This window comes from Telluria sp. ZT3P39, assembly GCF_059685935.1.
This window is the reverse complement of record NZ_JCASIH010000002.1, coordinates 320,402-339,344: the sequence shown is the minus strand read 5'-3', so window position 1 is coordinate 339,344 and position 18,943 is coordinate 320,402. Positions and strand designations below refer to the sequence as shown.

At 67.7% G+C, this 18,943-nt stretch carries 20 protein-coding genes; 9 read left to right on the top strand and 11 right to left on the bottom strand.

Annotated elements, in window-relative coordinates; all coding sequences use genetic code 11:
• Positions 1-31 precede the first annotated feature (31 nt).
• Positions 32-586, top strand: coding sequence for a hypothetical protein (locus AC56LR_RS03785; RefSeq protein WP_497127614.1), 555 nt, complete (start codon positions 32-34; stop codon positions 584-586).
• Between the two features lie 11 nt (positions 587-597).
• Here the strand turns inward: AC56LR_RS03785 and AC56LR_RS03780 are convergent, their stop codons facing one another.
• The 7 genes from AC56LR_RS03780 to AC56LR_RS03750 all read right to left on the bottom strand — a co-directional run bounded on the left by AC56LR_RS03780 (position 598) and on the right by AC56LR_RS03750 (position 6,572).
• On the bottom strand, positions 598-1,152 hold the full coding sequence (locus AC56LR_RS03780; protein ID WP_497127612.1) for a hypothetical protein: 555 nt from the start codon (positions 1,150-1,152) through the stop codon (positions 598-600).
• 11 nt (positions 1,153-1,163) lie between these two features.
• Positions 1,164-2,018, bottom strand: a complete 855-nt coding sequence (locus AC56LR_RS03775; protein WP_497127609.1) for a hypothetical protein — start codon at positions 2,016-2,018, stop codon at positions 1,164-1,166.
• An 81-nt stretch (positions 2,019-2,099) separates the two neighbouring features.
• Positions 2,100-2,465, bottom strand: a complete 366-nt coding sequence (locus AC56LR_RS03770; protein ID WP_497127607.1) for a VOC family protein — start codon at positions 2,463-2,465, stop codon at positions 2,100-2,102.
• Between the two features lie 63 nt (positions 2,466-2,528).
• The gene (gene otnI, locus AC56LR_RS03765) at positions 2,529-3,317 is read right to left on the bottom strand and encodes a 2-oxo-tetronate isomerase (protein ID WP_497127604.1); all 789 of its coding nucleotides are present in this window, start codon (positions 3,315-3,317) and stop codon (positions 2,529-2,531) included.
• 78 nt (positions 3,318-3,395) lie between these two features.
• On the bottom strand, positions 3,396-3,848 hold the full coding sequence (locus tag AC56LR_RS03760) for a MarR family winged helix-turn-helix transcriptional regulator (RefSeq protein WP_497127602.1): 453 nt from the start codon (positions 3,846-3,848) through the stop codon (positions 3,396-3,398).
• A 293-nt stretch (positions 3,849-4,141) separates the two neighbouring features.
• The gene (locus tag AC56LR_RS03755; protein ID WP_497127600.1) at positions 4,142-5,548 is read right to left on the bottom strand and encodes a DEAD/DEAH box helicase; all 1,407 of its coding nucleotides are present in this window, start codon (positions 5,546-5,548) and stop codon (positions 4,142-4,144) included.
• Positions 5,549-5,792: 244 nt separating this feature from the next.
• Complete coding sequence (locus AC56LR_RS03750) at positions 5,793-6,572, bottom strand: inositol monophosphatase family protein (protein ID WP_497127773.1); 780 nt, start codon at positions 6,570-6,572, stop codon at positions 5,793-5,795.
• Positions 6,573-6,747: 175 nt separating this feature from the next.
• On the opposite strand from AC56LR_RS03750, the gene AC56LR_RS03745 reads away from it, so the two are divergent.
• The 8 genes from AC56LR_RS03745 to AC56LR_RS03710 all read left to right on the top strand — a co-directional run bounded on the left by AC56LR_RS03745 (position 6,748) and on the right by AC56LR_RS03710 (position 13,403).
• The gene (locus AC56LR_RS03745) at positions 6,748-7,515 is read left to right on the top strand and encodes an RNA methyltransferase (protein ID WP_497127597.1); all 768 of its coding nucleotides are present in this window, start codon (positions 6,748-6,750) and stop codon (positions 7,513-7,515) included.
• 27 nt (positions 7,516-7,542) lie between these two features.
• Entirely contained in the window at positions 7,543-8,061 is a 519-nt protein-coding gene (locus AC56LR_RS03740; RefSeq protein WP_497127595.1) for a twin-arginine translocation signal domain-containing protein, read from the top strand.
• On the top strand, positions 8,058-9,677 hold the full coding sequence (locus AC56LR_RS03735; protein WP_497127591.1) for a GMC family oxidoreductase N-terminal domain-containing protein: 1,620 nt from the start codon (positions 8,058-8,060) through the stop codon (positions 9,675-9,677). Before AC56LR_RS03740 ends, AC56LR_RS03735 begins: the two co-directional genes overlap by 4 nt.
• Positions 9,674-10,627: an alpha/beta hydrolase gene (locus AC56LR_RS03730; protein ID WP_497127588.1), complete on the top strand. Its 954-nt coding sequence runs from the start codon at positions 9,674-9,676 to the stop codon at positions 10,625-10,627. The genes AC56LR_RS03735 and AC56LR_RS03730 overlap by 4 nt, the downstream gene beginning before the upstream one ends.
• A 61-nt stretch (positions 10,628-10,688) precedes the next feature.
• Complete coding sequence (locus AC56LR_RS03725) at positions 10,689-11,504, top strand: response regulator (protein WP_497127585.1); 816 nt, start codon at positions 10,689-10,691, stop codon at positions 11,502-11,504.
• Positions 11,505-11,586: 82 nt separating this feature from the next.
• Positions 11,587-12,054: a phasin family protein gene (locus AC56LR_RS03720; protein WP_497127583.1), complete on the top strand. Its 468-nt coding sequence runs from the start codon at positions 11,587-11,589 to the stop codon at positions 12,052-12,054.
• A 76-nt stretch (positions 12,055-12,130) separates the two neighbouring features.
• Positions 12,131-12,826 (top strand): TetR/AcrR family transcriptional regulator, encoded by a 696-nt coding sequence (locus AC56LR_RS03715; RefSeq protein WP_497127580.1) that lies wholly within the window; start codon positions 12,131-12,133, stop codon positions 12,824-12,826.
• Between the two features lie 16 nt (positions 12,827-12,842).
• The gene (locus tag AC56LR_RS03710) at positions 12,843-13,403 is read left to right on the top strand and encodes an LOG family protein (protein WP_497127577.1); all 561 of its coding nucleotides are present in this window, start codon (positions 12,843-12,845) and stop codon (positions 13,401-13,403) included.
• Positions 13,404-13,411: 8 nt separating this feature from the next.
• Here AC56LR_RS03710 and AC56LR_RS03705 read toward each other — a convergent pair whose 3' ends face one another.
• From AC56LR_RS03705 to AC56LR_RS03690, 4 genes are read right to left on the bottom strand one after another with little or no spacing between them, the layout of a single operon-like run.
• The gene (locus tag AC56LR_RS03705; RefSeq protein WP_497127771.1) at positions 13,412-14,506 is read right to left on the bottom strand and encodes a GGDEF domain-containing protein; all 1,095 of its coding nucleotides are present in this window, start codon (positions 14,504-14,506) and stop codon (positions 13,412-13,414) included.
• 5 nt (positions 14,507-14,511) lie between these two features.
• Positions 14,512-17,223 carry a bifunctional diguanylate cyclase/phosphodiesterase gene (locus AC56LR_RS03700; protein ID WP_497127574.1) on the bottom strand — a complete coding sequence of 904 codons (2,712 nt, stop codon included), beginning with the start codon at positions 17,221-17,223 and terminating at the stop codon, positions 14,512-14,514.
• A 4-nt stretch (positions 17,224-17,227) separates the two neighbouring features.
• Positions 17,228-17,659: a phosphate ABC transporter substrate-binding protein gene (locus AC56LR_RS03695; RefSeq protein WP_497127571.1), complete on the bottom strand. Its 432-nt coding sequence runs from the start codon at positions 17,657-17,659 to the stop codon at positions 17,228-17,230.
• An 8-nt stretch (positions 17,660-17,667) separates the two neighbouring features.
• A complete protein-coding gene (locus AC56LR_RS03690; protein WP_497127568.1) occupies positions 17,668-18,924 on the bottom strand; it encodes a hypothetical protein in 1,257 nt (418 codons plus the stop codon).
• Positions 18,925-18,943: the final 19 nt, after the last annotated feature.

The window sequence follows — 18,943 nt, the reverse complement described above, 5'->3', positions numbered from 1 at the left end:
GTCGAGCTACAACGATCAAGGAGAAATCGATATGTCCACAATTATCGCAGGACGGTTCCAGCTTCAGGAAGACGTCGACCGCGCCCGCCAGGCTCTGGCCGAGGCCGGCTTCGACGCCGGCCGTATCAGCGGCTTTTACCTGAGCCAGCCGGGCCAGCACGACCAGACCCCGATCGGGGGCGACAACATCCAGTCTCCGGGCGCCAAGGAAACGCCGGAAGGCGTGGTCAAGGGCGTTGCCACCGGCGGCGCAGTCGGCATGGCCATCGGCGCGGCCACCTCGCCGCTTACCGGACCGCTGGGCCCGATCGTCGGCGGCCTGGTCGGCGGCCACGTCGGCTCGCTGTTCAGCTTTTCCAAGATGAAGGAGCGCGGCGAGGCGGAAGAGGGCGGCGAGAACCGCATTCCGCCGCGCGAGGCCGGCATGCTGGTGGCCGTCGCGTTCGACGACGCCGGCATGGCCGACAGCGCGGTCGACGTGCTGCGCCGCCTGGGCGCCCACCATCTCGAGCGCGCCAATGGCAATATCGTCGATGGCGACTGGGCCGATTTCGACCCGAGCAGCCGTCCCCAGCTGATCGCCTGATACCCTTGCGTTCAGCTTGCCTTAGCCGGCGGCTTCGGCGCCAGGGCTTCGATCGCCTTGACCTGCTTGTGGATCTTTTCGAGGGCCACCAGCACCGGCACGGCCTGGCCCGTCGCGGCGGCGCCGGCCAGGGCCAGCAATCCCCCGACCAGGCCGGTGACTTCGCCGATGACGCCGATTTTCCGTATCTTCTCGGCGGCGTCGGCAGTGAGCTTGACCAGCTGCGCCTGGGGCTTGCCGAGGGCCCGGACGATGAAGGTGGCGGCGTCCGCATACAGGCCGTTGGCGCGCTGGCGCAGCAGCACTTCGTCCTCGAGCAGGGCGCGCGCCGTGGCCTGCGCCTTGTCGGGCACCGGGCCGCCGGCATAAGCGCGGATTTCGCGCATGACGCGCTCGTGGATCTGGTCGGCGCAGGCCGAGAGCTGGTCGGCCAGTTCGACGATCTGGTCGGGCGTGGCCAGGCCGCTGCCGCCACTTGGCGCTGTTGCGACGTCGGCGTTGCCCGGCACGGTCCCCGAAGGGGCTGCGGCTGCGTCGTCTTTGGTAAGGGGTGGGGTCGGTGCCATGTGCTCTCCTGTCATTCGCCCGCCAGGCCGTCGCGGATCAGGCGCAGGTCGCGGCCGTAGTTTTCCAGCAGGCGCCGGAATTCATCCGTGGACAGCTTGCCGAGGTTCTCGCGCATCTTCTGGTGCCCCAGCGCGACCTTGGTCAGGCCCTGCAGCGCCAGCTCGTAACGGCGGTCGACCAGCTTGTATTCGGTGGCCTTGTTCAGGTAGTGCACCTTGGCCAGCGTCACCAGCATGCGGTCGGAATTGCGCGTCGAAAACGGGATCTCGACATCGAAGATGCCCAGGATGGTCTTCTTCTCATTCTCGTTGGTCTTGTAGTAGAGCCGGGTGAGCTGGATCATGGCGTCCAGCAGCACCTGCACATCGGCGTCGCCGTCGCGCACCATGGTTTCCACGCTGCGGTTCTGGTAGCCGGAGGCGATCACGCGCGTGAGCAGCCGGGTCATGCCGGTATAGGCGGTGATGTGGCGCTGCTGCAGGCCCGATTCGGCATTCGCCTTCAGGCCGTTGCCGAGGTCATCGATGCGGGAGGACAGGTCGTAGCGGGCGTCGCCGGCGAGCAGGCTCAGGGTCTGCATGTAGAGCACGAGGGTCTTCTGGATCGCGATGAAGTCCTCGTACACGGCCTTGCGCTTGGCATCGTTCTCGCGCCCCAACTTGTCGGTGGCGGGGGAGAGGTAGGGCTGCTCGCGCTCGTAGGTGTCGCGGTAGCGGCGCGCCAGTTCGGCATAGCCGCCCAGCTTGGCCGAGGCGTCGGCGAATTCGCGCACTTCCTGCAGGCTGACCGGACCGCCGGTGGAGGCGCAGCCGCCCAGCCATAGCAGGCACAGCAGGAGCAGACGGTTAAGTAGATATCGCAGCATGGGCTCCTTCCTGGCCGCATGAGGCGGCCCGAAAGGTCCATTGTTTCAAACTCCGTCCGGAGCGACCTTGCTTATGGTCAATTACCTGGCCTTGGCAAGATCGAAGTGTGGATTCTGGATCACGCCGAACAGGTTGCCGTACGGGTCGCGCACGGTGGCGACACGGATGCCGCCGCCGACGTCGGCCACAGGCGATTCCAGTTCCGCGCCCAGCTTGATGAGTCGCGCGACTTCGGCGTCGGCGTCCTGGGTGCCCCAGTAGGCAGTGCCGCCCGTGACGCCGGGTTCGCCGTCCGGGATCAGGCCCAGCTCGAAGCCGCCGACCTCGAAGCCCACGTAGAAGACTTCATTGAAATAGGGCGCATGCCCGACGACCTGCTCATACCAGGCGGTAGCCTCGGGCAAGTTGGTAACGGGGTAAATTACAGTGCGCAATCCCTGGATCATGCTGGCTCCTCGGCTCGGTAAAGCATCGATGTTGCCTGATTGATCACTCGCTGTCCAGCGGGCTTAGCGGGAGGCCGCGCGTACTTGCTCGAACCAGCCCAGCGACTCCATGGTAGCGCCCTGCGGGCTGTATTCGCAGCCGATCCAGCCTTCGTAGCCCAGCTCGTCCAGCAGGCGGAACAGGTAGGGGAAATTGATCTCCCCGGTGCCGGGCTGGTGGCGTCCCGGAACGTCGGCCAGCTGGATGTGGCGGATCAGCGGCAGGAATTCGCGGATGGTGCCGGCCAGTTCGCCTTCCATGCGCTGGGCGTGATAGATGTCGTACTGCAGGAACAGATTCGGCGCATCGCATTCGGCGATGATGGCGGCGGCCTGGCGCGTGCCGGTCAGGAAATAACCGGGGATGTCGCGGGTGTTGATCGGCTCGATCAGCAGCTCGATGCCATGCGCCGCGCACTGCGCCGCGGCGTAGCGCAGGTTGTCGACATAGGCGGCGTGGGCGCGTTCCTGCGGGACATTGGGTGGCAGCTTGCCGGCCGGGCAGTGCAGGCGGCGCACGCCCAGTTCGGTCGCGTATTCGAGGCCCAGGGCCACGCTCTCCTCGAACTCGCGCGCGCGGCGCGGGTCGCAGGCAATGCCGCGCTCGCCACCGGCCCAGTCGCCGGCCGGCAGGTTGTGCAGGACGAGTGCCAGGTCGTAGCGCTGCAGGCGCTGGGTGATCTGGCGCGGCTCGAAGGCATACGGGAACTGGAATTCGACCGCGTCGAAGCCGGCCGCGCGGGCCAGGCCGAAGCGCTCGAGGAAGGCGGCTTCGGTAAACAGCGTACTCAGGTTGGCGGCGAACGTGGGCATCGTGCTCGGGTGAGGAAATGGAGCCCTATCCTAAACCAAACTGCCGCCGAGAGCAGGAACCGCGGCGGCATGCCGCATTCAGATGCTCGCGCCCGGATTGCCCGACATCTGCGCCAGCGCGGCATTGAGCCCAAGCAGCTCCGCGCGCACGCTGCCCACCAGGTTATTGCTGACGACATTCACGACCGACTCCGCATTGCCGACCAGTTCGCTGCCGGTCGGCGTGATGATCGCAAAGCCGACCCGTGCATCGCGCGGATCGCTCTCGCGGCCGACCAGGCCGATCTTCTCCAGCGGCAGCAGCGCACGGGTCACGGCCGAGGCCGTCAAGCCCAGGCATTCCGCCAGGTCGACCCGGCGCAGGCGCCCGCCAGGCGCCAGGTTCAGGTGGCGCAGGATCTGGTAATCCGAAAAGCTGATGCCGTGATGGCTGCCGAGCGCCGAATCGAAGCGGCGCACCAGCGCCGTCGTCACGCGCGCCATGCGCAGGCAGAACTCGGTCTCGGGAGGCAAGGGTGCGGAACTCATCATTATCCTTTCAACGTACTTTATAGATCATTGAGCATGCAACTATATGCCCGGTTCACCTGCCATGCAAGCGAAAAATACTCCGGCGATCGTCAAACAATTGGGGTCAGAGTGCAATTATTGGGAAATTTAACAATCTTTCCCAATAATTGCACTCTGACCCTAATTAGAAGGCGGCAGAGCCCGTTGCAAAACAATTAGGGTCAGAGTCGAATTACAGGAAACTTTTGAATGTTTCCCAATAATTCGACTCTGACCCTAATTAACGGGCTCTAGCAAGAGCCATGGAGTAATGCTTAGCGGTCGCGGCCTGGGCGCGATGCGCTGGCTGGACGGGGGCCGCTGGAGCGCTTGGCGCCGGCCGAGGCGGGGGCGCCGCCCGGGCTGCGGGGCTTGCCGCCACCGCCGCCGTTGCCGCCGCGGTTGCCGCCTGCGCCACCACCGCCACCGGCGCCGCGGTTGCCAGCAGGACGGCCACCGCCGCCACCGCCGCGGCCGCCATGGCCGGGCGCGCCGCTGCGCAGCTGGATCGGCTGGGCCTTGGCGTTCAGGTCAGGCTCGAAGCCCGGGATGACCTGGCGCGGCAGGGTTTGCTTGATCAGCTTTTCGATGTCTTTCAACATCTGGTGCTCGTCCACGCAGACCAGCGACACGGCTTCGCCGGTCGCGCCGGCACGGCCGGTACGGCCGATGCGGTGCACATAGTCTTCCGGGATGTTCGGCAGGTCGTAGTTCACCACGTGCGGCAGCTGGTCGATGTCGATGCCGCGCGCCGCGATGTCGGTGGCGACCAGCACTTGCAGGCTGCCGTCCTTGAACTCGGCCAGGGCCTTGGTGCGGGCGGTCTGGCTCTTGTTGCCATGGATCGCCATCGCGCCGATGCCGTCCTTGCCCAGCTGCTCGACCAGCTTGTTGGCGCCGTGCTTGGTGCGGGTGAAGACCAGCACCTGTTCCCAGTCGTTTTCCTTGATCAGGTGCGACAGCATCGGGTGCTTCTTGTCGCGGTCGACCGGGTGGATCTTCTGCGAGATGACTTCCACGGTCGAATTGCGGCGGGCCACTTCGATCGATGCCGGGTTGTCCAGCAGCTTGTCGGCCAAGGCCTTGATGTCGTCCGAGAAGGTGGCCGAGAACAGCAGGTTCTGGCGCTTCGGCGGCAGCAGGGCCAGCACTTTCTTGATGTCGTGGATGAAGCCCATGTCCAGCATGCGGTCGGCTTCGTCCAGGATCAGGATTTCCACTTTCGACAGGTCGACGGTGCGCTGGCCGGCGTGGTCCAGCAGGCGGCCCGGCGTGGCAACCAGGACGTCCACGCCATGCTTGAGCAGCTTGATCTGCGGGTTGATGCCGACGCCGCCGAAGATCACGGCCGAGTTCAGGTTGGTGTACTTGCCGTACAGGCGCACGCTTTCCTCGACCTGGGCCGCGAGTTCGCGGGTCGGGGTCAGCACCAGGGCGCGGATGGCGCGCGGCGAGGTCTTGCTGGCCAGCGCGGCGCCGATCTTGTCGCTCGACAGGCGCTGCAGGATCGGCAGGGTGAAGCCGGCGGTCTTGCCGGTGCCGGTCTGAGCGCCGGCCAGCAGGTCGCCGCCGTTCAGCACGGCGGGAATCGCCTGTGCCTGGATCGGGGTCGGCGTGGTATAGCCTTGTTCAGTGACGGCGCGAACGATCGCGTCGGACAAACCGAGAGTAGAAAATGACATGAATTCTTTATATGAAAGATGGTCCGCCGCCGAGTACAGCGCCAGTCCAGGAAAATCGGATTAGTCATTGCAGGCGGGACGCAGTGGACACCGCGGGAACGCCGGACGCTGCCACGCCTGAAGATTCAGGCGAGTACAGCCGGGATTATAGAGAAGTTGTTTCTCAATGGAAAGTTTCTGACCGGGACTTTCCGTCCGGTGAAGCGGGGCAAGTTGATGTCGCCCCGGAAGCACAGCGGGTATTTTACGCGAAAGGCGAGAGCAGCGGGATCATGGCGCCAAAAACCTTCGGGCCGGCGGCCACGACGTCGCCCTTGTGCAGGTAATCCGACTCCCCGCTGAACTCGCCGACGATGCCGCCGGCTTCGGTCACGAGCAGGGCGCCCGCGGCGATGTCCCAGACTTTCAGGCCTTTTTCATAGAAACCGTCGATGCGGCCGGCGGCCACGTTGGCCAGCTCCAGCGCGGCCGAACCGCTGCTGCGCACGCCGTGGCAGCGCGAGGCGACGACTTCGTACATGCGCAGGTATTCGGCCAGCGCGCGCGGATCGGTGCCGTGACCCGAGGACAGCAGGGCCTTGCCCAGGCGGTCGTGGTTGCGCACGCGGATGCGCTTGTCGTTCAGGTAGGCGCCGGCGCCCTTGGTGGCGGTGAACAGGTCGTTGCGCACCGGGTCGTAGACCAGGGCGTTGGTGGTCACGCCGCGCTCTTGCAGGGCGATCGAGATGCAGTAGTTGGGATAGCCGTGCATGAAATTCGTGGTGCCGTCGAGCGGGTCGATGATCCACACGAACTGGCTCTCGTCATTCAGATTAGCCGACGCACCGCTTTCTTCCGCCAGGATGGCGTGGCCCGGATAGGCCTTCAGCAGCGTTTCCACGATGGCCTGCTCGGCGGCCTGGTCGATGTCGGTGACGAAATCGTTGTGTTGTTTTTCAGAAACGGTGATACGGTCGATGTCGAAGGACGCCCGGTTGATGACGGTGGCGGCGCGGCGGGCGGCCTTGATGGCCGTGTTGAGCATTGGGTGCATGGAGGCTTTCCGTGAAAAAACGCGAACGCCCACCACGCAAGGATGCGCCGTGAACGGTCAGCTATTAGAGAATGACAAAGAGCAAAGCGGTGCTGAAACCGTTAGAATTCCCGAACTTGACGTCCATGAATCCACCTGTCTGCACCGCGCGATAGCGCTATTTTAAATGAACCCGACCGAAATCAACACGTCTCTTTTTAAACGCCTGCGTTTTGTGCTGGTCGAAACCAGCCGCGCGGGCAATGTCGGGTCGGTCGCGCGGGCCATGAAGACCATGGGTTTCACCGAGCTGGTGCTGGTCACGCCGCGCTGTCCCGACCCGCTCAATGACCCGGAAGCGGTGGCCTTCGCCAGCGGCGCGATCGACGTGCTGCAGGGCGCGCGCATCGTCGGCAGCATGCAGGAAGCCCTGGAGGGCTGCAATTTCGCGGCGGCCGTCTCGGCCCGCCTGCGCGAGTTCTCGCCGCCGGTCTGGACCCCGCGCGCCTTCGCGGGCCACGTGGCGGGGCAGGACGACCTGAGGCCGGCCCTGGTCCTCGGCAACGAACGGGTCGGCCTGCCCAACGGCATCGTCGAGGGCTGCAATGTCCTGATCAACATCCCGGCCAATCCCGATTATTCCTCGCTGAATTTGTCGCAGGCGGCCCAGGTGCTGGCCTATGAGTGCCGGATGGCGACCATGGACAACGGCGGCGCGATCGACGGGCGCGGCGTGGGCTTCCATGGCGACGCCGCCAGCGTGACCCAGGTCGACGGCATGTATGCGCACCTGGAGCAGGCGCTGGTCGCGATTGGTTTTCTCAACGCCGACAACCCGAAGAAGCTGATGCCGCGCCTGAAGCGCCTGTTCGCGCGCACCGGGCTCGAGACGGAAGAAGTCAACATCCTGCGCGGCATCGCCAGCGAGATCCTCAAGCGCGTCCCGCCGAAATAAGCCCAGGAAAAACACAAGAGACGGAACATGGGGACATCCAGAAGAGGCTTCCTGCAAGTCGGTGGCGTGGCCGCGCTGGCGCTGGCCGCCGGCGGCGCGCTCTACCGCGCCAGGCATGCCAGCACGCCACAGCGCTTTGCGCTCGACGGCCAGGCGCGCGCCGCGCTGCATGCGATCGCCCCCGCGATCCTGGCCGGCGCCTTGCCCCGTGACGCGGGCCGCGCGGCCGCCTTGTCGGCCACGATCGACGGCGTGCACGCGGCCATCCTCGGCCTGCCGCCCGCCACCCAGGCCGAAATCCAGGACCTGTTCGGCCTGCTCGCTCTGGCGCCGGCGCGCCGCCTGCTGACCGGGATTGCGGGCGGCTGGGAAGGGGCGCGCATCGAGGACGTCAGCGCCTTCCTGCACGACTGGCGCCTGCATCGCCTCGGCCTGCTGCGCAGCGCCTACCACGCGCTGCACGACCTGGTGCTGGGCGCCTGGTATGCCCAGCCTTCCAGCTGGCCCGCGACCGGCTATCCCGGGCCGATGCAGGAGCTGGTGTGACGACTCCCATCATTACCGATCCGATCCGCGAAGGCGTCGCGAAGGGCTGGAAGATCATCGATGCGTCCGCACTCACGAGCGATCGCACTCTGGAAGCCGACGTCGTCATCGTCGGCAGCGGCGCCGGCGGCGGCGTCACCGCGGAGATCCTGGCGCGATCTAGCTTGTCGGTCATCGTGGTGGAAGAGGGCGCCCTGAAGTCGTCAAACGACTTCAAGATGCGCGAAGCCGAGGCCTATCCGTCGCTGTACCAGGAATCGGCCGCGCGCAAGACGGCGGACAAAGGCATCAACATCCTGCAGGGCCGCACCGTGGGCGGCTCCACGACCGTCAACTGGACCTCGAGCTTCCGCACCCCGCCGGCCACGCTGGAATGGTGGCGCCGCCACTACCAGCTGCCGGAGGCCACGCCGGACGCGCTGGCCCCATGGTTCGCCATGATGGAAGCGCGCCTGAACATTGGCGACTGGGCCGGCGCGCCCAACGAGAACAACGACGTGCTGCGGCGCGGCGCAGGGCAACTCGGCATCGAAACGGGCCTCATCCGCCGCAACGTCAACGGCTGCTGGAACCTGGGCTATTGCGGCATGGGCTGCCCAACCAATGCCAAGCAGTCGATGCTGGTCACCACCATCCCGGCCGCGCTGGACCTGGGCGCAACCCTGGTCACGCGCGCCAGGGCCCAGCAGCTGGTGTTCAAGGGCGAGCGCGCCGATACGCTCCTCTGCCACGCGCTCGACCCGGCCGGCATCGCGCCGAACGGGCGCACGCTACAGCTCCGCGCGCGCCACTACGTAGTCGCGGGCGGCGCCATCAATTCGCCGGCGCTGCTGCTGCGCTCCAAAGCGCCGGACCCCAGCGGCATGCTCGGCAAACGCACTTTTCTCCACCCCACCCTGATCTCGGCCGCCTTCTTCCCGCAGCGGGTCGAAGCCTGGGCCGGCGCGCCGCAGACGGTCTATTCCGATCACTTCCTGAAGGGCAGCCTGGATGGCCCGATCGGCTACAAGCTGGAGGCGCCGCCCCTGCATCCGCTGCTGCTGGCCACCACGATGAACGGCTTCGGGCAGCAGCATGCGCAGATGATGCGCGAGTTCCCGCATTTGCAGGGCATGCTGGCGCTGCTGCGCGACGGCTTCCACGACGATGCGATCGGCGGCACGGTGCGCCTGCGCTTCGATGGCAGCCCGGAGCTCGACTACCCGCTCACCGATTACCTGTGGGACGGCGCACGGCGCGCCTTGCTGTCCATGGCCGAGATCCAGTTCGCGGCCGGCGCGCGCGAGGTGCTGCCGGCGCACGAGCTGTCGCGCCGCTACCGCTCGTGGAGCGAAGCGAAGCGTGCGATCGCCGCGTTGCCGCAGCAAGTGCACCTGACGCGCGTGGCCTCGGCCCACGTCATGGGCGGCTGCGCGATGTCCGGCAGCGAACAGCTCGGCGTGACCACGCCCGATGGCCGCTACCGGGGTCTTTCCAACGTCTCGGTGCACGACGGCTCGCTGTTCCCGACCTCGCTCGGCGCCAATCCGCAGCTGTCGATCTATGCGCTCACGGCCAGGATCGCGAGCAGCCTGGCGACCGCGCTCTCCAGGCGCCCGGCCGCGCCGCTCGCATGAAGGCCTTGAGCGCGCGTGGGTTGCTGCGCCTGCTTCTGGTGCTGCAGGCCCTGGCCGCCCTTGGCATCGGCGTCGCCGCCGTCGAGGTATTCGGCGCCACGCGCTGGCAGGCCCTGGCCGCGGGCCTGGGCAGCGTGCTGCTGGTGCGCCTGCTCATCAACGCCAATAACTTCTTCATGAGCGCGCGCTACGCCAGCCCGACGCCAAGCGAACACCAGCTCGGCATGGCTGCGCGCCTGCGCATGTTCGGCGAGGAATTCGCGGCCAGCATGCTGCAATCATCGTGGACCATGCCGCGCGCGCGGCCCTGCACGCGCATCCATCCGGGCTCGAAAGCGCCGCCCGTTCTGCTGCTGCACGGCTACGGCTGCAACAGCGGCTACTGGTCGCGCCTGATGCTGCTCCTCAACGCCGCCCGCGTCAGCCACGCCGCGGTCGACCTCGAACCCCTGACCGGCGACATCGACGCCTACGCGCCCCTGGTCGAGCGGGCAGTGGACGCGCTGTGCGGGGCGACCGGCGCGGACAAGGTCGTGATCGTCGCCCACAGCATGGGCGGGCTGGTGGCGCGCGCCTGGATGCGCGCCTGCGGCACGGACAGGGTGGCGCGCGTGATCACGCTCGGCACGCCGCATCACGGCACCTGCCTGGCCGCTTTCGGTATCGGCCTGAACGCCGCGCAGATGCGCCGTGCCTATCCCGACGACCCCGCCGGGCTGCCGGAATGCGACTGGCTGCGCGCCCTTGCGGCCAGCGAAACCGCGGCCACGCGGGCCCTGGTCACCTCGATCTACACCCACCACGACAACATCATTTCGCCCCAGACCTCGAGCGAACTGCCGGGTGCGCGCAACATCGCGTTCGGCGGCGTCGGCCACGTGGCCTTGGGACGCAACCGGCGCGTGCTGGACGCCGTCATGCGGGAGCTCTCTCCTATGCCGGGAGAGTAGGGCTGGTTGTATTTACGAAGGCCATGCTACATTAGCCACAACCTGTCACTGGAGCGCCGTCTTGGCCCGCATCCTGATCATCGAAGACAATCCAGCCAACGTCGAGCTGATGACGTTCCTGCTGACGGCCTATGGCCACGCCGCGCTGTCCGCACCCGACGGCGCGCGCGGCATCGCTCTGGCCCGCGCCGAGCCGCCGGACCTGGTCGCCTGCGACGTCAACCTGCCCGGCATGAACGGCTTCGCGGTGCTGGGCGCGCTCAGGGCCGAGCCGGCACTGGCCGGCGTGCCGGTGCTGGCCGTGACCGCGCTGGCAATGGCGGGCGACCGCGAAAAAGTGCTGGCGGCCGGCTTCGACGGCTATATCAGCAAGCCGATCGAACCCGAAAGCTTCGTCGCCGAACTGGAAGCCTTCCTGCTGCCTGCAAGCGCCCCGGCGTCCGCGTCCGCGCCACAGGCATCGGCTGCGCCAGCCGCGCCTTCGCCCGCAGGGCAGCCCACCGTCCTGCTGGTGGACGACGATCCCTTCATGCTGGCGGTGCTGGCCGAGATGCTCGCGTCCGAACCCTGGCGCGTGCTCAGCGCCGCTTCCGGCGCCGAGGCGCTGGCCTTGCTCGCGCGCGAGCCGGTCGAGGTGATCCTGTGCGACCAGTCGATGCCCGGCATGAGCGGCACCGAAGTGCTGGCCGAGGTGGCCGGGCGCTATCCGCGCACGGCGCGCCTGATGCTCACCGGCCAGCAAGACCTGGCCGAGATCGATGCCGCCCTGCGCGCCGGCATCGCCGATGCGCATTACGCCAAACCGGTCTCCGCCCAAAGCCTGCGCCTGAGCATCCGCGACGCCGCCGCGCTGCAGCGCCGCCGCGCTTCCAGCTGAAGGCCGTTCGCACACCCCTTTAGAAGCAGGTTTCTACTGTGCGTGCCTACAATGGCCGCACCAGTTCCAGGAGGCCTTCGCCATGACCAAGAAACTCCCCGCACCCGACGACGACGAGGCGCTCGCGCGCGCCGTGCGCGATTCCGCCCAGCAGATCTGGCAGGCCGGCCTGGGCGCCTTTGCCAAGGCACAGGAAGAGGGCGGCAGCTCCTTCACCCGCCTGGTGCGCGACGGCAGCGCCCTGCAAAAGCGCGCGCGCGAAGTCGAGGAAGCCACCGGCACCGTGGCGCGTGCCGCCGAACGCGCAAGCCGCCGCAGCGGCGGCTCCTGGGGCAAGCTGGAACAGGTGTTCGAAGAGCGGGTGGCGCGGGCCCTGGCCACCATCGGCGTGCCTGCCGCCAGCGAGGTCGAGGCACTGCGCCGGCGCGTCGACGATCTCGAGAAAATGCTGGCCGACTTCGCCGCGCGCCTGCCCGTGTCCGCCCCCCAGCCGCGCCCCCGCCGTGCTCAAAAAGGCACGATCGTGCAGGAAGATGGCGAAGGGGCCTGAAACGAGGCCTGCCGCGCTGTCGCAATGGCATCATTTGGTGTTATTCTCCGGGCTGGCACCCTAAACTTCGCCCTTCATGCAACAAAAAGCTCCGCGCCGGACCCGTGAACGCATCCTCGAGCTCTCGCTCAGGCTGTTCAACGAATTCGGCGAGCCGAACATCACGACGACGGTCATTGCCGAGGAGATGAATATCTCGCCCGGCAACCTCTACTATCACTTCCGTAACAAGGACGACATCGTCAACTCGATCTTCAACCAGTTCGAGGCGGAGATCGAGCGCATTCTCACCGTGCCGGCCGGGCGCCGCTCGAACATGGAAGACGTCTGGCTCTACCTGCACCTGATGTTCGAGCTGATCTGGCGCTACCGCTTCTTCTACCGCGACCTGAACGACCTCTTGTCGCGCAACCGCAAGCTGGAGCTGCACTTCAAGGCCATCCTCGCCCACAAGATCAAGGTCGCGCGCCAGCTGTGCGAAGACCTGCGCAGCGAAGGCTCGCTCGAAGCCTCCGACCACCATATCGGCGCGATGGCGACCAACATGGTGGTGGTGGCGACCTACTGGCTGTCCTACGAGTACGTGCGCAACCCGCGCAAGTACAGCGAGCAGCAGGCGATCGCCGATGCGCTCGCGCGCGGCTGCTACCAGGTGCTGTCGATGCTCGGCCCCTATCTGCGCGGCGATACCCGCCTGCTGTTCGAAAAGCTGTCCGAGGAATACCTCAAGAAGCTCTCCGCCGAGGCCAGGCCCGGCGCCGATTTCCTGTAACTCCAATCCGTTCACGATGAAAACCCTGGCCGTCTATTGCGGCGCCGCCCACGGCGCCAATCCCTTCTACGCCGACGCGGCGCGCCTGCTCGCGGCATCGCTGGTCGAGCACAATATCGGCCTGGTCTACGGCGGCGGCAAGGTCGGCCTGATGGGCGTGATCGCCGACGAAGTGCTGCGCCTGGGCGGCGAAGCCACCGGCGTGATCCCCAAGGCCCTGGTCGAACGCGAGGTCGGCCACGCCGGGCTGACCCGCCTGTTCGTGGTCAAGGACATGCACGAGCGCAAAGCCATGATGGCCGACCTGTCGGAGGGCTTCATCGCCATGCCGGGCGGGATGGGCACGCTGGAAGAACTGTTCGAGATGCTGACCTGGGCCCAGCTCGGGATCCACGCCAAGCCGATCGGGCTGTATAACCCGAACGGCTTCTGGGACGGGCTGGTGAACTTCGTGCGGCACCAGTGCGAGGAGGGCTTCGTCAGGCCCGAGCACCTGGGACTGATGCAGGTCGATGCGGATGCGGATGCCTTGATCCGGCGCCTGCGGGCCGCGGTCGTGCCGCTTCAGGCTTCTTGAGGCTCACCTCAAGCCAGCACGATCCGGTCGCGCCCGGCCTCCTTGGCTTGGTAGAGCGCCTTGTCGGCGCGGCTGATGGCGTCGGCGAAGGGCTCGCCGGCGCGGCGCGTGGCCAGGCCCGCCGAGAAGCTGATGCGGCGCCCGTCCAGTCCCGGCACCAGCATCGTTTGCACGCGCTCGGCCATGCGCTCCAGCACGGCGCGGGCGTCGCTTGGGACGGCGTCGGGCAGCAGCAGCAGGAATTCCTCGCCGCCCCAGCGCGCCAGCACGTCGCCTTCGCGCAGCGAGGCGCGCGCGGCGCTCGAAAAGCAGCGCAGCACGGTGTCGCCGACGGCGTGGCCGTACAGGTCGTTGACCTGCTTGAAGAAATCGATGTCGAGCAGGGCGATGCAGGTGTCCGCCGCGGCGGCGCCCACCTGGCGGCGTTCCTCGGCATCGAGCACTTCGTTCATGTGGCGGCGGTTCACCAGCGAGGTCAGTTCGTCGACGGTGGCCAGCACGCGGATGGTTTCGAGCGCTTCGGTCAACTCACGCTTCTGGCGCTTCAGGCGCGAGCGCAGCTTGCTCATTTCGCCGCTCAGGAGCGCCGTCGAGAGCAGCGCGCCGGCCAGGTAGCCGAAGGTCAGCGCCTCGTTGGCCGGCGGGAAGCGCACCGGGTCGTTCGCCTGCAGCCATAACATGGTCGCGCCCATGCCGGCGATGGCGGCGCCGGAGAGCATCAGGGTCTGGCGCGGGCGCAGCGCGAACATGCAGAACACGATGATCACCACCGCCATGATCAGCATGGCCGCGCGCAGCGGCCCGGAAATGGCATAGGCCCAGCAGGCGCACACCAGCGAGAACACGGCCTGGGCGACGGCCAGCTGGTCGGGCGCCAGCTGGAGCCGGGCGTTGGCGCGGATCAGGAGGTAGAACACGAAGGCGCCGCATCCGCCGAAGGCGATCAGGCCGTTCGCGGCGGCCGGGCGGCTCAAACCCAGCTCGACCTGCACCAGCAGCATGCCGATGCAGGCGACGTAGAGCACGCAGGTGGCGGCCCAGTACTTGAGCATCCGTTGCAGGGCCGGATCACGACCGCACAGCAGGAGGGTGAGGCGGCGCATCAGGCTCAAGGCAATTCCTCGCAAGTCGTCGGGGTGGTTGAGGAGGCGGCCAGCATCTGCGCGATGCGCTCGGCCGGCACCGGACGGCTGAACAGATAGCCCTGCATCTCGTCGCAGTCGTTGGCGCGCAGGAAGTCGCGCTGCTGCTCGGTTTCGACCCCTTCGGCGATCACGCGCAGGTTCAGCTTGTGACCGAGCGAGATCACGGCCATTGCGATGGCCTGGTCGTCCAGGCTGTGGGCGAGGTCGCTGACAAAGCTCTTGTCGATCTTCAGGCGGCTGATCGGGAAGGATTTCAGCGCCGACAGGCTCGAATAGCCGGTGCCGAAATCGTCGATCGACAGCGCCACGCCCATCGCCTCGAGCTCGCGCATCTTGTCCACCGAGCGCGCCAGGTCGCGCATGATCGAGCTTTCGGTGACTTCGACTTCGAGCGCCTGCGGCGGCAGGCCGCTGTCGCGCAGGGCGCCGGCGATGCGCTCGACCAGGCGCTTTTCCTCGAACTGCCGGGCCGAGACGTTGACCGAGACCGCCAGCGGCGGCAGGCCGGCCGCGCGCCAGGCCTGGGTTTGAAAGCAGGCGGTGCGCAGCACCCATTCGCCGAGCGCCACGATCATGCCGCTTTCCTCGGCCAGGCCGATGAAGCGCAGCGGCGAGATCAGGCCATGCTCCGGGTGGTTCCAGCGGATCAGCGCCTCGACGCCGAACACCTGGCCGGTGCGCAGGTCGACCTTCGGCTGGTACAGCAGCTGGAACTGGCAAGCCGCGCCCGCGCAGGTGTCCAGCGCAGTGCGCATCCCTTCGAGCAGCACCAGCTTTTCCTCGATGCTGGCGTTCATTTCGCTGGCGTAGAACTGGAAGTTGTTCTTGTTTTCCTTGGCGCGGTACATGGCCGCGTCGGCATTCATCATCAGAGTATTGGCATCGAGTCCGTCGCGCGGATAGAGTACCACGCCCATGCTGCAGCTGACCTGCACTTCCTGGCCTTCCACCTCGACCGGCTCGGTGACGGCCTGGCGCACCTTTTCCAGCAGCGGCGTGACGGCCAGCGGCTCGCCCGACAGGTCGGGCAGCAGGATCACGAATTCGTCGCCGCCGAAGCGCGCCAGCGTGTCGTTGCGGCGCAGGCAGCGTCCCATGCGCTCGCCCACCACCTTGAGCAGCTCGTCGCCGGCATTGTGGCCGAGACCATCGTTGACCAGCTTGAACCCGTCCAGGTCGATGAAGGCCAGGCCCACGCTGCTGCCCTTGCGCTCGGCGTCGCGGATGGCCTGGCCGAGGCGGTCGCGCAGCAGGCTGCGGTTGGGCAGTCCGGTGAGCTCGTCGTGGTGGGCCAGGTGGCGGATGCGCTGCTCGGTGAGCTTGCGTTCGGTGATGTCGCGCACGATGACGACCACGCCGCCTTCGACCGGCACCACCTGGCGGTGCAGCCAGCAGTCCGGGTTGTGCGGCAGGTCGGCCAGCCATTCGGCTTCGCGCGCCACGCGGTCGGTGGCCACGGCCGCCAGGTCGCCGAAGATGCCGCTGCCGATGTGGGTCGGCAGCATCACCGACATCGGCCGGCCTTCCATCTGGGCCTTGGCCAGGGCCGTGAGCTGCTCGGCGCGGGTATTGGTGGTCTCGATGATGAAGTCGGCCACTTCGCCGCCGGCGCCGGGCAGGGTGCGCAGCACGAAGAAGGCGTCCAGGCTGGCCTCGGAGGCGGCGGCATAGGTTTCCTGCGCAAGCCGCTCGCGCCGGCGCGCCTTGGCCAGCTGCCACGACCAGGCGCTGACCAGCAACACGACCACCGCCAGCAGCGCGCTGCCGGCGCTGGCCCCCAGCAACCAGGCGCGGCGCTGCTGTTGGAATTCTTCCATCTGTTCGGGTTCGGACAGGCCGACCATGGCCACCAGCGGGAAGCCGCCCAGAGGGCGCGTGCTCTTGAAGCGCAGTTCGCCGTCGAGCGGGCTGGGGCCCAGGATCACTTCGTCGGCCTTGCCCAGGACGATGCGCTGGCCCCAGGTGACCTTCTCGCCGGTGCGCGCGGCGCGCACCACGCCGTCGCGGCCGGCCATGCCGAGCAGGCCACGCGCGCCCTGGCGCGAATGTTCGTAGGAGCTGGTGAAGAAGGCCGGGTCGACCGCCACGGTGGCCACGCCGGCGAAGCGGCCGTCGGCGTCGTCCAGGCGGCGCGAGAAGACCACGTGCGGCTCGCGCCGGCCGATGGTCTGGCTGACATAGGGGGCGTCGCCCGCGCGGTCGCGGTGGAAGCTGAACCAGGCGGCGCGCGAGACGTCGCGGCGGGCGCCGGCGTCCGGGTTGCTGGCCAGGACGCGGCCGGCCGCATTGGTGAGGGCCACCTGGAACACCAGGCCCGGCGGCAGCAGGCCCTTGGCGCTCATCGTGCCGAGGGCCTGGTCCGGTCCGTTCATGGCGGCCGCGTACTGCATCACGCGCAGGGTCTGGTCGATGCTGCTCAGGCTGCGCGCCATCTGGGCTTCGTAGGTGTAGACCAGTTCGCGGGTGGCGTTGCGGGCGGCCTCGCGCGCCGCGGCTTCTTCGGCGCGGATCATGTGGAAGGTGGCGATCCACAAGGCCGCGATGAGCACCAGCGCGAACAGCGGCAGCGAGATATGGGTTTCCAGCCCGCGCCCGAGCAGGCGCACCAGGGCCAGTCGGCGCGCGGCAGGCGGCGCCGGGCGCGGATGCGGGTGCTCGGCCAGGGCTGCTTTCATCGTCTCAGCGCAGCAGCAGGACCGGACGCACGCTGGCGTCCAGCGCGGAGCGGTCGATATAGCCGATCATCGACGGGTTCTCGGCCACCATGCGCCGCACCGCGCCGCTGTCGGCGGCTTCGCGCGGCGGCTGGCCGCGGCCGGTGAAGACCATCTTCGACCAGTGCGCCTTGAGCAGGGCCGGGGTCTTGCCGGCGACCTGCTGGTAGAACTGGTTGCGTTCGTTCGAGCCGATGCGCTGGTCGAGCGCCATCACTTCGGCGCCGTCGGGAAACCGTCCGGCCTGGCCGAGGAAGATGGCGGCCACCTGGTCGCTTGAGAGCGCCGGGGCCGGGCTGCGCGCCGACACGATGACCACCAGCTCGGCCGCGGCGTTGCCGGAGACCGCCAGCAGCAGCGCGGCCGTGGCGGCCAGGGAGTGAATGCGGACGCCCATGCGCGGCCTCAGAACACGAAGTCCAGCGCGACGCTGGCCACATGGATCGTCTGGCCCGAGCGGTAGTCGTCCCGCCGGTTGATCAGGGTGCCGCGCGAGCCGCCGGTGGGCTGCACCCGGTCGTACTGGGCCTTGAGCGCGACATTGTCGATCGCGTCCCAGCGCAGCCCGGCGCTGGCGGTGCGCTGCACCGGGATCGTCGCCAGGTAGGAATTCAGGCCGGCATTGACCAGGGCGGCGGTCGGCTGCAGCCGCGGCGGCAGGCTGCCGAGCGGCAGGCCCGGGTCGCTGATGGCGCTGTCGGCGCGCACCTTGGCAAAACCGAGGTAGGGGGTCAGGTTGCGCAGGCGGTAGCCGCCTCCCAGGTAGAGCGAGGTGGTCTGCCCGAGCAGGGTGCGGGAATGGGTGCGGCCGATTTCGGCGCTGGCGAACCACTGGCCCGGGTCGTAGCTCAGGCCGGCGCTGACCATGGTCACGCGCTTGTCCTCGATCGCATAGCGCTCGGCGATGGCCGCGCCCTGCGGGCCGAAAGCGCGCAGCGCGGTGAAGACTTCGCTGCCGACTTCCGTATCGAGTTTGCCGCTCAGCATCGAGGCGCGCCCGCTCAGGGCCCCGCGTTCGATGCTGTGCGACAGGCCGGCAATGCCGCGCGCGCGCAAGCGCTTTCTGTCAAACAGTTTGTTCTCGGTGCGGCCGTAGAGCACCTGGGTGGCATGGCGCATCTCGCCAGTGCTCCAGCGCCAGGTGGCGTCGACGCCGTCGCTGCTCGACAGCGGCAGCGCGCCATAGACCTCGACCGGGGTGCGGACCCAGGGCAGGGTGTAGCCGACCTTGCGGTAGTCGGCGGCCAGGAATACCGGCAGCGCGATGCGGCCCAGGCGCACCGCGAGGTCCGGGGTCAGCTGGTATTTCACGTTGGCCCATTCGATGCGCGGGCGGTAGCTGCCGGTCATGCTCTGCTCGCTCACGAGCTGCACCACGCCCGACCAGTTGCCCTGGGAGACGTCGAGCTGGGCGCCGAGGCGGCTGTCCACGTCCGGGCTCCAGCGCTCGCTGGCGCCGGCGCCGGTGGCGCGCAGGACGGTCGATGTGTAGTCGGCGGTGCGGGTGCTGGCGTGCACTGCGCCCAGGGTGCCGAAGCCGGAAAACTTCCAGGCCGGGCCGTCGGCCGCCTGGGCGCCGGCGCCCAGCAGGCTGCAGGCGAGCATGCCGCCGCATAGCACGGCCGGCAGGAAGGGGCCGTCATGGAGGATCTGGTTCGTCATCGTGTTCAAATAGCGGCCG

Excerpts from the sequence above, each read along its gene's own strand:
- AC56LR_RS03785 (WP_497127614.1), top strand. The coding sequence starts at position 32 with ATGTCCACAATTATCGCAGGACGGTTCCAGCTTCAGGAAGACGTCGAC.
- AC56LR_RS03780 (WP_497127612.1), bottom strand. The coding sequence starts at position 1,152 with ATGGCACCGACCCCACCCCTTACCAAAGACGACGCAGCCGCAGCCCCT.
- AC56LR_RS03775 (WP_497127609.1), bottom strand. The coding sequence starts at position 2,018 with ATGCTGCGATATCTACTTAACCGTCTGCTCCTGCTGTGCCTGCTATGG.
- AC56LR_RS03770 (WP_497127607.1), bottom strand. The coding sequence starts at position 2,465 with ATGATCCAGGGATTGCGCACTGTAATTTACCCCGTTACCAACTTGCCC.
- otnI (WP_497127604.1), bottom strand. The coding sequence starts at position 3,317 with ATGCCCACGTTCGCCGCCAACCTGAGTACGCTGTTTACCGAAGCCGCC.
- AC56LR_RS03760 (WP_497127602.1), bottom strand. The coding sequence starts at position 3,848 with ATGATGAGTTCCGCACCCTTGCCTCCCGAGACCGAGTTCTGCCTGCGC.
- AC56LR_RS03755 (WP_497127600.1), bottom strand. The coding sequence starts at position 5,548 with ATGTCATTTTCTACTCTCGGTTTGTCCGACGCGATCGTTCGCGCCGTC.
- AC56LR_RS03750 (WP_497127773.1), bottom strand. The coding sequence starts at position 6,572 with ATGCTCAACACGGCCATCAAGGCCGCCCGCCGCGCCGCCACCGTCATC.
- AC56LR_RS03745 (WP_497127597.1), top strand. The coding sequence starts at position 6,748 with ATGAACCCGACCGAAATCAACACGTCTCTTTTTAAACGCCTGCGTTTT.
- AC56LR_RS03740 (WP_497127595.1), top strand. The coding sequence starts at position 7,543 with ATGGGGACATCCAGAAGAGGCTTCCTGCAAGTCGGTGGCGTGGCCGCG.
- AC56LR_RS03730 (WP_497127588.1), top strand. The coding sequence starts at position 9,674 with ATGAAGGCCTTGAGCGCGCGTGGGTTGCTGCGCCTGCTTCTGGTGCTG.
- AC56LR_RS03720 (WP_497127583.1), top strand. The coding sequence starts at position 11,587 with ATGACCAAGAAACTCCCCGCACCCGACGACGACGAGGCGCTCGCGCGC.
- AC56LR_RS03715 (WP_497127580.1), top strand. The coding sequence starts at position 12,131 with ATGCAACAAAAAGCTCCGCGCCGGACCCGTGAACGCATCCTCGAGCTC.
- AC56LR_RS03710 (WP_497127577.1), top strand. The coding sequence starts at position 12,843 with ATGAAAACCCTGGCCGTCTATTGCGGCGCCGCCCACGGCGCCAATCCC.
- AC56LR_RS03705 (WP_497127771.1), bottom strand. The coding sequence starts at position 14,506 with ATGCGCCGCCTCACCCTCCTGCTGTGCGGTCGTGATCCGGCCCTGCAA.
- AC56LR_RS03700 (WP_497127574.1), bottom strand. The coding sequence starts at position 17,223 with ATGAAAGCAGCCCTGGCCGAGCACCCGCATCCGCGCCCGGCGCCGCCT.
- AC56LR_RS03695 (WP_497127571.1), bottom strand. The coding sequence starts at position 17,659 with ATGGGCGTCCGCATTCACTCCCTGGCCGCCACGGCCGCGCTGCTGCTG.
- AC56LR_RS03690 (WP_497127568.1), bottom strand. The coding sequence starts at position 18,924 with ATGACGAACCAGATCCTCCATGACGGCCCCTTCCTGCCGGCCGTGCTA.